The organism is Caballeronia zhejiangensis (assembly GCF_000698575.1).
Taxonomy (GTDB): Bacteria; Pseudomonadota; Gammaproteobacteria; order Burkholderiales; family Burkholderiaceae; genus Caballeronia; species Caballeronia zhejiangensis.
Map to the genome: position 1 here is coordinate 1 of NZ_JFHD01000069.1, position 13,088 is coordinate 13,088.

Here is a 13,088-nt window from a genome sequence, read left to right on the forward strand (position 1 = left end):
GTGAGCTAAAGCCACGTTTCGCTTTGCAGCTTGCCACCGCAACGATTCGCAAAAAGTGCGTCTGAAGTGCAGCTCTATCGCTTTCCAGGGATCCGTCCGAATCGAAGACCTCGACCATGCAGTTTCGCGTGACCTGGACCTGGAAGGACCTGCTTTGAATCTCGTGGCGGAAAAAGAGGTCACCGCCAAGCCGTAGGATCGGCCTTGTTGGCGAGCAAGGCGCGGACCGTTCCGGCTGCTGCAAAGAAACGTGGCCACTCCTTCCTTCGTTCACCAGCCTGTTGCGTCGCCTGCAGACAGGACAGACGAAATAGATGCCGAAGGCATCGATCGCCGGCTCAACGCTTTGAGCGGGTAATTCGAGCAGGCAACGGACGCACTTCCACATCGTGACCTCCGGTCGTTGGCAATCCTTTCAAAGCGAGAAGCAACAAAATTCTACCTCTGCTCGTGCACGATCATCTCGCGTAGACGTTTCGCATCCGGTTTCGGACGAGGGAGCCGTGCGAGATGCAATTCGAGCCACGTCGTCACGGCGCACATGATGTCCCGGTGCGCTGGTGCCCCCGGAATGAAGACACGTGCTTCATCGATCCATTGATGAAGTGCGCGGCCTACTTCTTCGATCGGAAGTGCGACCATGAACCTAACCGACCCACATGCGTGTACCCTTTGTCGATACCATCGCCTCAGCGATCGCCCGCAATCGCAGGGCACGAGGCAAGCTAGCCGCGAGCCATGCTGCTGCTTCAGCATCCTCAGGCGTCGCATCCGCGCAGCGGAGTGACGTCACCCGGCCCGATACCAAAGCACAAGCCGAACCAACGTCGAGCCCACTGTTTGGCATGGTCAATGGCCTCGGCGCGCGAGTCGAACCCTGCCAGATCGCCGCTCAGGACGACGTCGGTTGCACTTCCGTCGGCACCGCTGATGCTTATCCTCACATGTGCAATAAACTCGCCGTCGGCCCTGCGTGGAGTGGGATCGACCTCGAACCGTTCAAGATTGCCTTGCATTGAGTTCCCTTATTTCAGCCTACAACGAAAGCGAACAGTTGCAGTTCATTCGCGGCGAGTGCCCATGGGCCAAGCGCAAAAAAAGCAGTCGCGCATGGCACGCCCAAGGCGCAGTCACCGCAAATGTCGTTTGTACGTGAGCGAATGGGAAAGCTGTTCGATTCGACTTACGTGAAGCGGTTTTGACCGCTTTGCACGGTCTTCGATGTGATACCGGTACATTTCTACCGGACGCTGGAAGGCAGTGAGATTTGGCCGCTATAAAGTCAGTAGCTTCATCCTACCCTCGCTGCGAATTTTGTACAGCGGAATCTGCACGTCGTCATGCATGGATTGGCAGCCTAGCGATGTCGATATCTAGCTGCGCTCTGTCCGCTCCGGCTCGCGCGACGGACGCTTAGCTGCCTGGCCATTTTGCCTTGCCTACCGGCCGGTGCGGGCCGAAGTTGGGAGTTCACTCATGTTGATGCCGACATCCCATTGATCCGTATGCCAGCATCGCACTGAACCATCGTTTCCCGCGAACTCCTGCCCGCAGCGACGATTCGACATCGAGCGCGGCGGATCACTCGAAGTTCGGCATGTGGATCAAACGGGCATTGGCGTCAACAATCTAGCCGATCGAGCCTGAAGACGTGGCTCGTGCCGGCCTCCCCCAATGTCTCCGGGCGACAGGTGCGAATCGCGACATCGTAGCCTTCATCGTAGCGCGAATGCCGGTCGAAGCGGCTGAATGCGCGCGAGAACACGGGAGGATGAAGTTCAGCCCTTTTAAAGAAGGGGCGGGAATGCTGTTATGAACGTCTCCTCGAGATTGAAGATCCACTATACCTGCAATGCCGGTGGGGGCGCGCGGTGAACGGGTTGTGCTGTCCCGGACCCGCGGACTCATCGGGGGGAAAGGAACGTGCAGTTAGACGAATCGCCTCCGTGCCCAGCCGGTTCGTCCGGGCACCCGAAAGACCTTGACGGTTGTCGAGGCGAGGCGTAATTTTCCTTGGGAAGTCTTCAAGAAGCGCGATTGCTGCTCATCATTGACCGCAGCCTGCGGTGTTCGTTGTCCTCTCCCTCCTTGATCCTTTATTCCGGGACCTGTCTCGCGGTCCCGTTTGTTCGTCCATCTTCAGGAGAGTTTCATGGATACCGGCACCGTCAAGTGGTTCAACGACAGTAAGGGTTTCGGGTTTATCACACCCGACAAGGGTGGCGATGACCTGTTCGCGCATTTCTCGGAGATTCGCGCCGAAGGCTTCAAGACGCTCGCAGAAAATCAAAAGGTCAGCTATGAGACGAAGAGCGGCCCTAAGGGTCTGCAAGCCGCGAACATCACGCCGATCTAAGTAGCTTTCCTGCCGACTCCGCGTGGGGGAGCCGGCAGTTTCGTGCTGGGGTAATCAGACTTCGTCCACCTGCTCGACCGGGTATTGCCGTCGGGCCTTGAATAGTACTCCTGAGGACTTGGATATCGTAAAAGCTAAGACCCCCGATGGGTTACCTCGGGATCGGCATAGGCCTTTGATAACCGTGCGAAGCCGCGGCGACCAGAGTGCGGGTTGATTCTTCATCGCGGGGTACGATGGCTCACCACTACTGGAGTTCTCGATGTCACGCATGTTGAAAGTTGGAAACCATGAATTCCATATTGTGGTTCAGCCGCTTGCTGACGGTGGCTTCACCTACGCATGTGTCGATGTAGATTTGAGTGGTTCAACTGTCAGCGAGATCCGCTACGACAGTCATCTTCGCTTTGAGACTGAGGACGAGGCCTATGAAGGCGGCGCGGCTCACGCACGACGGCAGGCGGTGAGGGGATACCGTTAGCGGTCCCCAATGGAGTTGATCTAGCGGCTCACGTTGGCATTTCCATCATGCGATCTGTCTGTAACCGTCCTCTCCTTCGGTAGGACGGCGACCTTATCGTCCGGCAAACGATCCCGAACAAGCGCTTCCAGGCCGTGCTGCTCTTAAAATGCTCGACGCATCTCGCCAAAATAGCCGGAATGGCAGAACAAGTACGTCGCGGCGATACATCGTCTGAGGGAAGCTTTGAAGCGATCTAGTCCGTCGATGAGAGAAAACGCCACTTCGCGGCATTGACGTCGATGCGCGCATCGTTCTCAAGTCGCTTTTCGGCACGGTCGGACTCTGCCTGCCGCAAGGCTTCTGCGCGAGCCTTTTGAGTTGCCGTGAGGTCTTGCCTTCTGAACGGCGCGGCGGGGTCGGTCGGGATTCGTTTTTGCATGTTGATGTTCGAAAATAAAAGGGAAGGTTGGTGAAGGCCGCAGCGTGTGCAGTCAGCCAGGCGAGCGTGCGCCGCATGGCGGAACAAAGCAAGAACAATCGTCAGACTTCGACGGGCGATACATCGAGAAAATTTGCGGACACGGCTCTCGGGGCCTGTCGTCGAGCCAATTAAATAAATCGCGACAGCGATTAAAAATACGCTCAGAATGGACCAAATGGCGGTCCGTTCCGTGGCCGAAAGACAGGGGCGCAAAAATGGCAAAAGGTCAAATGCGAAGTAATCGCGAAGCAAAAAAGCCCAAACAAACAAAAAAACTGTCATCTCCGGTGGCCGATCCGTTCAAAATCCCGGTTCCCAAGACTTCGGGTTCGACGAGCGCTACGAAGAAGAAATAGCCGAAGTGCCGCCGCGCATTGCATGGTCTCATGCGTGGGTCAGTCTTACCTCATGTCGGCGCTTCCGAAGGTCTTATCGTGCCGTCCGGTAGAAGCTGCCTCATGCTCCATTTTTCATTCGATGTTCCGGGTATTTGACGCGCTTCCGAGTCTCGGTTGATTCATTCGCGCATTTCCGTGGATTGAACCCTTGGGAGCGAAATGGTGGCCAAGTCTCGTCATGGCGTGACGCAATGAGCAGCCCCCAACGTCGTTCTCGGGTGAGGCGTCCGAATTAGTCTTCAGAAGCGAGGTGACACTCGAACACTACGAAGCGCCACTGCCCGATTATTTGCTGGAAGGGGTATGCGTCGAAGTGGCCCTTCGCGTACACCAGCGAGGAAGCGTCGAATCTCGTGAACGCGCGAAGCCGGCCGATCCTCACCGACGATGTGGACGCATGGGCGCGACGTTTCATCGGACCGAGCGGGTCGACCGAAACGATGACCTTGCTGCGCAGCATGACGCTCGAGATCAAGAACAGCTTCACGTACGTGCGGCGAGTCGAGAAGGGCGTCAACCAACCCGCCGAGACGTTACGGCTGGGCAGCGGTAGTTGCAGGAATTTCGCGGTGCTCATGATGGATGCGGTCCGCTCGCTGGGCCTGGCGGCACGATTTGTCAGCGGCTATATCTTCGTTGCCGAACCACGACACGACCCTGGGCGGCGGTGCGACGCACGCATGGTTGCAGATTTATCTTCCCGGTGCCGGCTGGGTCGATTTCGATCCGACCAACAGCATCGTCGGAAACCGGCATCTGATTTGTGTGGCCGTAGCATGGAATTCGGATCAGGCGCTGCCGCTGTGGGGAACATGGCACGGCGCGATGCATTCGTTCCGGAGTCTCGACGTAGACGTGAGCGTAACTGAAGACAATTGATGGAAACATCTTTGCGCCTCCGCGCCCCATGACTTCTCAATGCAAGGATGATTCGATGAAACTCCGCGTGGGCTATGAACTGATCTACGAGTGTGCGCAGCCGACCCCGATGATGCTGATGTTGAACACGCACTTCTCCCGCGCGCAGGACGTGCTGTCAGGTGATCTGCTGGTGGTCGAGCCACCCGTGCCGATCACGCAGTATCGCGACAGCTTCGGTAATCTGTGCAGCCGAATCGTCGCGCCGTCGGGGCTGATCTCACTGTCCACCAGCGCATTGCTTGAAATCTCCGATCGACCCGAGACGCGCGAGCCGCTCGGGCATCAGCATCCTGTCGAGACGCTGCCGGATGAATGCCTGGTGTTTCTGCTCGGCAGCCGATATTGCGAAACCGACCTGTTGTCCGCCATGGCGTGGAAACTGTTCGCCGCGACTGCTCCAGGGCGTGATCGGGTGCAGGCGATCTGCGACTACGTGCATCGCCACATCAAGTTCGGATACGGGTTCGCACGACCGACCAAGACCGCGTTCGAGGCGTTTGAGGAAGGCGAGGGTGTTTGTCGCGACTTCGCTCATCTGGCCGTGGCGCTGTGCCGCGCGATGAATATTCCGGCGCGCTACTGCACCGGCTACATCAGCGATGTCGGCGTGCCGCCACCGTATAGCGCGATGGATTTCGCGGCCTGGTTCGAAGCCTATGTGGGCGGTTCATGGCAGACCTTCGACCCGCGCAACAACGTGCCGCGTATTGGCCGCGTGCTGATGGCGCGAGGTCGCGATGCCGCCGATGTCGCCATCAGCAATACGGTCGGCCCGACCAAGCTGATCAAGTTCGACGTCCACTGCGCACCCTTGTGAGCCCGAACGACTCGGTTGCGGGGTGAAGCGCACCGGGAATCTCGGAGACCGTTTTGCTGGAGTTACGCAGCCATCGGCACTCCAGCGAGTTGCTCATAGTAACGGGCTTCCGCTTCGGCCGGTGGGATGTTGGCGATAGGTTCAAGCAGACGTCGGTGATTGAATCAGTTCACCCATTCAAGCGTCGCCAGTTCGACCGCCTGCACATTACGCCACGGGCCACGGCGATGAATAACTTCTGCCTTGTATAGGCCGTTGATCGTTTCAGCGAGCGCGTTATCGTATGAATCGCCTACGCTGCCGACTGACGGTTCAATCCCTGCTTCAGCTAGCCGGTCCGTGTATCGAATGGAAACATATTGCGACCCGCGATCCGAATGATGTACCAAACGGTTACCTTCTGCTGGTCGGGGCTCGTGTAGTGCTTGCTCCAGCGCATCCAATACGAAATCGGTACGCGCTGAACTCGACAACCTCCATCCGACGATGCGTCGCGCAAACACGTCAACGATGAAGGCAACATACGCGAGTCCTTGCCAAGTCGCGACTAAGGTGAAGTCGGAAACCCACAGTGCGTCGGGCTTTGACGCCTTGACCTGACGCTGCACATGATCAAGCGGGCAAGGCGCGCTTTCATCGCGCACGGTGGTTCGTATCGACTTACCCCGCCGTACACCCTGCAGGTCCAGTCGCCTCATCAACCGTTCAACGGTGCAACGCGCAATTCTGAATCCTTCGCGCAGCAACTGTCGCCAGATCTTGCGCGCACCGTACACGCGAAAGTTCTCTTCCCAAACGCGGCGGATGTGCTGGCACAACAATACATCACGCCGTTGCCGCGCTGGCAGCCTACGTGGATCAGCGCGCCGCGACGCATACAGGTAGTAAGTCGACGGGGCGATCGGCAATACTCTGCAGATCGGCTCGACCCCGTAAGCCGACCGGTGATCGTCGATGAATGCGATCATCACTTCGGTCGGCGGTCGAGCTCCGCCTGTGCGAAATAGGCCGAGGCCTTACGCAGGATCTCGTTCGCCTGGCGCAGTTCCCGGACCTCTCGTTCAAGCTCGCGGATCCGATCTTCCTCTTGCCTCGCAGGGCCTGCTCGCTCACCACGATCGCTCTCAGCTTGACGGACCCAATTTCTTAGGGTCTCGCGCGAACAGCCCATCTTCCCGGCGATCGACTGAATCGCTTCCCACTGCGTGGCGTATTCCGAACGGTGCTCGAACACCATACGAACCGCTCGCTCGCGCACCTCGGCCGAATACTTCGGCGCTGTCTTCCGTTTTGCTTTGTCGATGTTTTCCATTTCCTCATTCTCTCAGGAGTTGAGGTCTCCGGAAAACCCGGTGCGCTTCAAAGCGTAATCGAGTGCTTGTCTCCGGTAAGCATTCGACGGGACGTCAGTTTTTACTACCACCGGCATCATCGGTGCGCGCATGTTTAAAGTAGCCCGCCTTGCGTGGGAATATCCACGGAAGACGACGGCGAATGAAGAGGGAGTGACGGCTTTCGGGGAAAAGGTGAACAGCAAGAACGGCACAGTCAATGAGGGTGTTGGCAAAGCAACGGACGATCCCGTTCTGGACGCCAAGCGTCACGCTCAACGGGTCGGCGACCAGGCCAGAAAGCAGATGGATGATCTGAGCGAAGATGCGAGTGACACCGATAGCGGCGAGTTGGACCGTACCTATTGCTGCCCGGTCCGAGGCGAAGAAGCCTTGACGCAAGAGCAGGCGAGACCCGGCGCCGTCTGCTGTGTGGCGGCCGTCGATCTATCGGGCAGGTTTGCGACGGTCTTATCGTACGGGCGACCGCCAAGGGCAGCATCGCGGTCGCCGCGAAGCAAGGCGTCCTCGGCAGATTGGTCTTCGCTGAGCTTGGGGATCTCGGGTTCGTTGCTCTCGGCTATGCTGATTCGTTTTCGGTCGTTCATTTAGATTGCGGATGTGGCATATTCAATAGCGGTCGGATGCGCACATGGCCCTGAATTGGAACCTGCGGTTAGTCCGCGCTCGAGGGGCCAAGCAGTGCGTCGATCGCAGCTTGCCCGGCGCTTTCCGCAATGAGATAAGACCATCTCCGTGTGAACGGGCCGTTATGAATTTTGATGCCGTGGCCGCGCGCTCCGAGTACGCCGAGATTGCCACCGCCCTTAATTTGGAAAGTCACGTCATACAAGTCTTCGGCGGATACTGCTAACGCGACGTGAATCTCGAAGCCACGATAGGGAATGATGCGATACATGAGACGCTCCTTGAAGTAAATCACGCGCCTCTTTGTGGGGTTGTGCGGTAGCGGTTTTGATTATCGCCAGTTGTGCATGCGCATGCACAGGCGCTATGGCCGGACCGAATCGCGCGAAGCGCATCGGCTTTCGCAAGACATTTCGTTATCCAAACTCTCAAATACGTAGCGCTCTCGCTTTTCAGCCCGGCGGCCAAGGGCAAGCGTCTCGCTCGATCAAATGGCGGTGATAAGGTGTTCATGTAGTTTGGACGTATAGAAAACCTGAGGTTACAGATCGCTGACGTCCGCGCCATCAATCTTTCCATCGATGATGTCTTCTCCTTGCTGCCATGCGGCACGTCGTGCAGCGCCGAAATCTGAGATTGCCGCCGCCAGCTTCAACCGGAATACACGGCTAGGGCCGGCCGCGCCAGCGGCCTCTTGACGGGACACGCGTACCGCGACCTCAAAGCCTTCGTCATAGCGGGAATGCCGGTCAAACCGATCGAATTTGCGTGCGAAGACAAGGGGGTGCAGCTCGAAGCCCTTGTAAATGCGAGGCGGCAAGGTTGACATGATCTTTCTCCAAGGGCGTTCCCACTATACGCGCAAATGCGTGCCCGGATTAAATTTCGCGCGGGTGGCGGTCCGCCTCGGCGGAGTCAGCGTTACGACTACCCGCAGTTGTCAACCCAGTTTTGGGCCCAATCAGAGGAGTGTCGGATTGCCTCATGTTCGCTGGCGAAATAGTCGAGCGAAAAAAAACGGTACTGCGCATCGGCAGCGCCCGACCGCAGGCTTGACAACAGGAGGTTCGACGAAAACGAACCGTCTGGCAGGCGATGCGCAGATGGATGAACGGCGTAGCCGCGATAGTGATGATGGGATTTTTGGGTTTGCATTTTGTAGTTCTATATATGGAGGATTACGCGCGCCGCGCCCCATGATGGGCGCATGGATCTGCATCGGGCGACACGCGTCGTGATAAGCGAGGGCGTCTGTAGAGCGCGTCCTACCAGGGTAGGAAGAGACGCTGACGGCGGGAGAGGAGGGGTTTCGCTCGGCGGCGGGCGATGAGCCCGAGCGTCCACGTCGCGACGCCGGGCGAAACATTGCGTTAAAGCGGCTTGATATTCGCTGCCTGCAGACCTTTGGGGCCGCGCTTTGTTTCGTAGCTCACTTTCTGGTTCTCGGCGAGCGTCTTGAAACCTTCGCCGCTAATTTCGGAGAAGTGTGCGAAAAGATCGTCGCTGCCACTATCCGGGGTGATGAAGCCGAAGCCCTTGCTGTCGTTGAACCACTTTACGATGCCGGTGTCCATGATCGTCCTTGAAAAAATAGAGATATTGCTCCACGAGGAGCAGCGGAAGCATCAAGGAAGGAGAGGGCAACGAATACCGCGGAGGGGAACGGAACTATTGATGAACAGCAATCGAATTCTTGAATTTTCGCGACCCACAATATCACCTCGGCGTTGGTGCGTCAAGGACCCTGTTTCGTTCACATTGTCGACTTACACGATCGCCTGGCCTCAAGATGGCGGCGCGTTGCGATTCGCTGTCGGCGCTCAGGGCGGATATTTCAGATTCGGCTCCAACACGCGAATTGCACATCAGCGGCGCTGAGTCAAACGGACTCGAAAGAGTATTTATTTCGTTGAGCTAAAGTGTCCTGGGGCGAGCGTGTTACGGACGGCGTCATAACCGGAATACCGAGCCCTTTCTTGGAATTCTTTCGGCGACCAGATTCTGGCTCGCTGCCAAATCCGAAGGGCGCGCCGGTCGAACAGTCCTTGCCGACGAATGCAGACGCATTTCCTCGAGCAAGTGCGAGAAGCCTCTAAGTCCGCGATCGTGAACAAAAGTCGCCTGGGTTTTCATTGTATCCGCCTGGGGCATTGTTCCATTTGTACATTGTCAGAAGTATCGACGCTTGTCAGTCTAACAGGTCGAGATTCCCGATTAGGACCGGCGTGCCGACTCTCTCGCGTTTAGAGAGCCGAGTCAGATGATTCTGAGCTACAGAACAGCGCGCAGGCCCACGGGCGCCCACGTTGTCGACGATGACGAGGATTCAGAGAGAAATTTCGCTATACAAAATCTTCGAACGGCGTAGGATGGGTGAATCCAGAGAGCCGAGCGCCTTTTCGCAGCATTCGTCAGCGCTCAACCGCCGGCCCTGAACGGGATCGGCCTCAGATCGGAGACCGTGCAACGCGGTCAGTTTTGCCAGCATTGCCGACACTGCTCTGCTCACCTTTACCTATTTGCCGCATGAGTGCGGCGCGAGATCATTCAATGACACCCGAAGTCCGTCTTTATCGCGGCTTGGAAATTTATCCGCTCGTCTTTTCGCATCGGCCCACCGCCGCCAGACAGGCACACCACTACGACGACGAATTTGATGCTGCCGTGCGCATTCAGGAACCCTCGGCGAAGCCCGGCACATCGCGCGGTCGTGTTTTCAAGATAAGTCCTGACGAGCCGTTCCAGAGCGCCGGCGACGCGCGGCGCGCATCGATTGAATACGCCGAGCAGATGATCGATTCATGTCCGCAGGAAAGGACGTTCCTTGACTCGAACTGCGAGTACCCTTCGCGGCGTCAAGTACTACACGGAATGGCCAGCACGACGTGAGTCGCTTCAATCGAGACCTGCTGGAAAGCCTCGTGTCGTAACCAGTAATAGCCGCGATTCGGAGCTTCTCGCGGCGATCAGGGAGGAAACGATATGCAACCCAACACCTGCAACTTTCGCATCGATCCGACACCACGCCGAGCCGATGGGGAGTATATGGCGCATGCGCGCATTAGCACCAACAATGAGGACGGAGGTGAAACGGAGCTTTTTGTGAGCGGCGACCTCGCCGGCTTCGACCTGCGTGATGAAGCCGTTGCCTTTGCCAAGAACTGGGCGCAGGAATGGCTTCAAGTTCGTTTCGGTTGAGTTGGCGTCCGTGGATTGAAACGCCGTGATCTCGTCTGCGAAGGCCATCACGCCTCTGGTTGACGTTCTCACATTAGCAAAGACGCTCGTCGTGAGAAGAGAATGTCCAGTTCGCATCGAAAGGAAGCAGCGAAAGATCCGCAAGCTACGCGCAAAATGTCAGCATCGCGACGATTAAAAAGGGCAGGTTGGCCGCTGGTCGAAACGCCTATTTCTGCAGACCCCGTGAAGTCGGATCGGCAGCAAGGCACAGACGAACACGAATGGGCGATACGCGCCTTGATCCGTATCGGCAAGGATCAAGGCTTTGTCACACATGCCCAGATCAATGATCATTTGGCCGGCGACCTTGCGCAAATGACCATGGTCGAAGATATTTCACGCGCCTTCCATGAAATGGGTCTCGCCGTCTACGAGCACGCGCCCAGCACCGAAACGCTGCTGCTCGACGACGCGGTTTCGAACGATACCCTTGACGATCAGTCGGGCGAAGACGATGAATTTGCGCTTTCCGCTGTGGATAGCGAATTCGGCCGGACCACCGATCCAGTGCGCATGTACATGCGCGAGATGGGCGCAAAGCAGTTGCTGACGCGTAAGGCCGAGGTTGAGATTGCCCGGCGTATCGAAGATAGTCTGAATGAGATGATTCAGGCGATCGCGTCCTGTCCCCCCACTATCTCGATGATCCTCGCAAGCGCTCAACTAGTTGCGGAGGGCAAGCTTGGCATCGACGAAATGATCGACGGTATCGATGACGAGAGCATGCCAGCAGCGGCGGAGATCGACGAATCTGCGCCCCACAATGGCCAAAGCGACTCTGAAGCCGAGGACAATGCGGACCAGTTGCGGTTGACGCGACTAATGACCGACGGACTTGCGCTCTTTGGGCGGGTACGCGAGTGCGTCGATCAGTTGCGCGAAGCGGGAGAGACCCATGCCCCGAATGCTCAAGAGACCATTCGAAAGGAACTGGGGCGCGTGCGCTTCACAGCTCGCATAGTGGGCCAGGCTTGTGACGACATGCAGCAGCGTCTGGCGCGCGTGCGTCAAATCGAGCAGCGAATATCCAGCATTGCGATCGACCGGTGTAGCATGCCGCGTGAGCAGTTTATTGCATTGTTCCCCGGCCACGAAACCGACCTCGACTGGACGACCAAAACCGCTGCGAAATCGCTCGATTATGGCGCATCGCTGGAACGCAGCGTGGCCGCTGTTCGGGCCGAGCAGTACCAATTGATGGATATCGAACGGCATGCGGCAATGCCGATTCAGCGGTTAAAGCAAACCAGTCGGCATCTGCTCGCTGCTGAATCACGCTTGCGGCGCGCAAAAGACGAGATGATCGAGGCCAATCTGCGCCTCGTGATCTCGATCGCCAAGAAATATGTGAATCGCGGCGCACATTTTTTGGACTTGATTCAGGAAGGCAACATCGGCCTGATGAAGGCCGTCGACAAGTTCGAATACAAGCGCGGCTGGAAATTCTCGACTTATGCAAGTTGGTGGGTTCGCCAGGCGGTCACGCGCGCGGTCGCGGACCAGGCGCGCACCGTCCGCATACCTGTGCATATGGTGGAGATTATCAACAAGCTCAACCGGATTTCGAATGAACTTCGGCAGCACACTGGCAAGCCCGCGCTGCCCGCAGCTTTGGCCGAACGTATGGAATTACCAGAGGCTCAAATCCGGGGCATTCAGAAGATTGCGATGCATCCGATCTCGCTTCAAACGCCGGCGAATGATGACGCTGACGCAACGCTCGGGGACCTGATTGAGGATGCGGACGTGGAATCGCCTCTTGAGGTCGTCGTGCGGACCGGAATGCGTGTCGCCATCGACGATGCGTTGAACACGCTTTTGCCACGCGAGGCAAGAGTGCTTCGCATGCGCTTCGGCATCAATGTGCCCACCGAATTCACACTTGGCGAAGTAAGCTCGCATCTGGGCGTGTCGCGGGAACGCGTTCGTCAGATCGAGAGCCAGGCTATCCGCAAACTGATGCATCCTAGTCGCGCAGATAAGCTACGCTCGTTCATTGATCGCTAGACATTGGAGGGCGTCAATGCAAAGGTTCGCTTTTGACTTATCAACCGTCCTTACAGCGAGGAGAAAATCGTGCAAGAGAGCGGCATCGTAGACCATTTGATGGCTGCTCACGTGATACGATCGTTATCCACTACAGGGGTTCGCAATGTCACGGATGTTAAAAGTTGGAAGCCGTGAATTCCATGTTGTTGTTCAATCAGAGGTGGCTGCGGGAATTCGGACAGCGGGATAAGTGGACCAGCCGAGGCCTGAGCCGGCGATAATGCAGGCAAAGGAACCGAGGATATGACGAAGAGAACCCGACGCACGCACTCAGCGGCGTTCAAAGCGAAAGTGGCGCTGGCTGCAGTCAAGGGCGAGCGCACGCTGGCCGAACTCGCGCAGCAGTTCGATGTGCATCCGAATCAGATCACGGAGTGGAAGCGG

At 57.4% G+C, this 13,088-nt stretch carries 17 protein-coding genes, 1 pseudogene and 1 other annotated feature; of the genes and pseudogenes, 8 read left to right on the forward strand and 10 right to left on the reverse strand.

Translation table 11 applies throughout. The features are described 5' to 3' along the window. Positions 1 to 388: hypothetical protein (locus tag BG60_RS39410; RefSeq protein WP_034474509.1), on the reverse strand; the 388-nt coding region annotated here is incomplete at its 3' end. Between the two features lie 370 nt (positions 389 to 758). After that, positions 759 to 1,016: a hypothetical protein gene (locus BG60_RS35235; RefSeq protein WP_008344583.1), complete on the reverse strand. Its 258-nt coding sequence runs from the start codon at positions 1,014 to 1,016 to the stop codon at positions 759 to 761. Between the two features lie 1,136 nt (positions 1,017 to 2,152). On the opposite strand from BG60_RS35235, the gene BG60_RS35240 reads away from it, so the two are divergent. Together BG60_RS35240 and BG60_RS38580 are read left to right on the forward strand one after the other, a co-directional pair. Then, positions 2,153 to 2,356 (forward strand): cold-shock protein, encoded by a 204-nt coding sequence (locus BG60_RS35240; protein ID WP_008344589.1) that lies wholly within the window; start codon positions 2,153 to 2,155, stop codon positions 2,354 to 2,356. 262 nt (positions 2,357 to 2,618) lie between these two features. Then, positions 2,619 to 2,837: a hypothetical protein gene (locus BG60_RS38580; protein ID WP_144403764.1), complete on the forward strand. Its 219-nt coding sequence runs from the start codon at positions 2,619 to 2,621 to the stop codon at positions 2,835 to 2,837. Between the two features lie 235 nt (positions 2,838 to 3,072). Here the strand turns inward: BG60_RS38580 and BG60_RS39860 are convergent, their stop codons facing one another. Next, complete coding sequence (locus BG60_RS39860; protein WP_235366294.1) at positions 3,073 to 3,582, reverse strand: hypothetical protein; 510 nt, start codon at positions 3,580 to 3,582, stop codon at positions 3,073 to 3,075. A gap of 348 nt (positions 3,583 to 3,930) precedes the next feature. Then, on the reverse strand, positions 3,931 to 4,275 hold the full coding sequence (locus BG60_RS39865) for a hypothetical protein (protein ID WP_235366295.1): 345 nt from the start codon (positions 4,273 to 4,275) through the stop codon (positions 3,931 to 3,933). On the opposite strand from BG60_RS39865, the gene BG60_RS35250 reads away from it, so the two are divergent. Together BG60_RS35250 and BG60_RS35255 are read left to right on the forward strand one after the other, a co-directional pair. Then, positions 4,157 to 4,567, forward strand: coding sequence for a transglutaminase-like domain-containing protein (locus tag BG60_RS35250; RefSeq protein WP_235366293.1), 411 nt, complete (start codon positions 4,157 to 4,159; stop codon positions 4,565 to 4,567). The two genes, BG60_RS39865 and BG60_RS35250, sit on opposite strands and share 119 nt — an antisense overlap. A gap of 65 nt (positions 4,568 to 4,632) precedes the next feature. Continuing rightward, positions 4,633 to 5,436 carry a transglutaminase-like domain-containing protein gene (locus BG60_RS35255; RefSeq protein ID WP_008344592.1) on the forward strand — a complete coding sequence of 268 codons (804 nt, stop codon included), beginning with the start codon at positions 4,633 to 4,635 and terminating at the stop codon, positions 5,434 to 5,436. 62 nt (positions 5,437 to 5,498) lie between these two features. Here the strand turns inward: BG60_RS35255 and BG60_RS35260 are convergent. The 6 genes and pseudogenes from BG60_RS35260 to BG60_RS35285 form a co-directional block, all read right to left on the reverse strand. Beyond that, positions 5,499 to 6,748 (reverse strand): annotated as a pseudogene (locus tag BG60_RS35260) (IS3 family transposase). Continuing rightward, positions 6,330 to 6,446: a sequence feature (AL1L pseudoknot), on the reverse strand. (Overlaps the previous pseudogene by 117 nt.) 94 nt (positions 6,749 to 6,842) lie before the next feature. Continuing rightward, positions 6,843 to 7,169, reverse strand: a complete 327-nt coding sequence (locus BG60_RS38910) for a hypothetical protein (RefSeq protein ID WP_160172936.1) — start codon at positions 7,167 to 7,169, stop codon at positions 6,843 to 6,845. Positions 7,170 to 7,443: 274 nt separating this feature from the next. Continuing rightward, the gene (locus tag BG60_RS35275) at positions 7,444 to 7,686 is read right to left on the reverse strand and encodes a hypothetical protein (protein ID WP_008344600.1); all 243 of its coding nucleotides are present in this window, start codon (positions 7,684 to 7,686) and stop codon (positions 7,444 to 7,446) included. Between the two features lie 270 nt (positions 7,687 to 7,956). Further along, positions 7,957 to 8,244 (reverse strand): hypothetical protein, encoded by a 288-nt coding sequence (locus tag BG60_RS35280; protein WP_008344603.1) that lies wholly within the window; start codon positions 8,242 to 8,244, stop codon positions 7,957 to 7,959. Between the two features lie 98 nt (positions 8,245 to 8,342). Continuing rightward, positions 8,343 to 8,570: a hypothetical protein gene (locus tag BG60_RS39870; protein ID WP_075583631.1), complete on the reverse strand. Its 228-nt coding sequence runs from the start codon at positions 8,568 to 8,570 to the stop codon at positions 8,343 to 8,345. 215 nt (positions 8,571 to 8,785) lie between these two features. Beyond that, entirely contained in the window at positions 8,786 to 8,989 is a 204-nt protein-coding gene (locus BG60_RS35285; RefSeq protein ID WP_008344606.1) for a cold-shock protein, read from the reverse strand. Between the two features lie 976 nt (positions 8,990 to 9,965). Here BG60_RS35285 and BG60_RS35290 point away from each other — a divergent pair. The 4 genes from BG60_RS35290 to BG60_RS35305 all read left to right on the forward strand — a co-directional run. Then, on the forward strand, positions 9,966 to 10,304 hold the full coding sequence (locus BG60_RS35290; protein ID WP_008344609.1) for a hypothetical protein: 339 nt from the start codon (positions 9,966 to 9,968) through the stop codon (positions 10,302 to 10,304). Between the two features lie 93 nt (positions 10,305 to 10,397). After that, a complete protein-coding gene (locus BG60_RS35295; RefSeq protein WP_033536732.1) occupies positions 10,398 to 10,613 on the forward strand; it encodes a hypothetical protein in 216 nt (71 codons plus the stop codon). Positions 10,614 to 10,715: 102 nt separating this feature from the next. Continuing rightward, positions 10,716 to 12,662, forward strand: coding sequence for an RNA polymerase sigma factor RpoD (rpoD, locus tag BG60_RS35300; RefSeq protein ID WP_033536733.1), 1,947 nt, complete (start codon positions 10,716 to 10,718; stop codon positions 12,660 to 12,662). Positions 12,663 to 12,947: 285 nt separating this feature from the next. Beyond that, positions 12,948 to 13,088: IS3 family transposase (locus BG60_RS35305; RefSeq protein ID WP_033536742.1), on the forward strand; the 141-nt coding region annotated here is incomplete at its 3' end.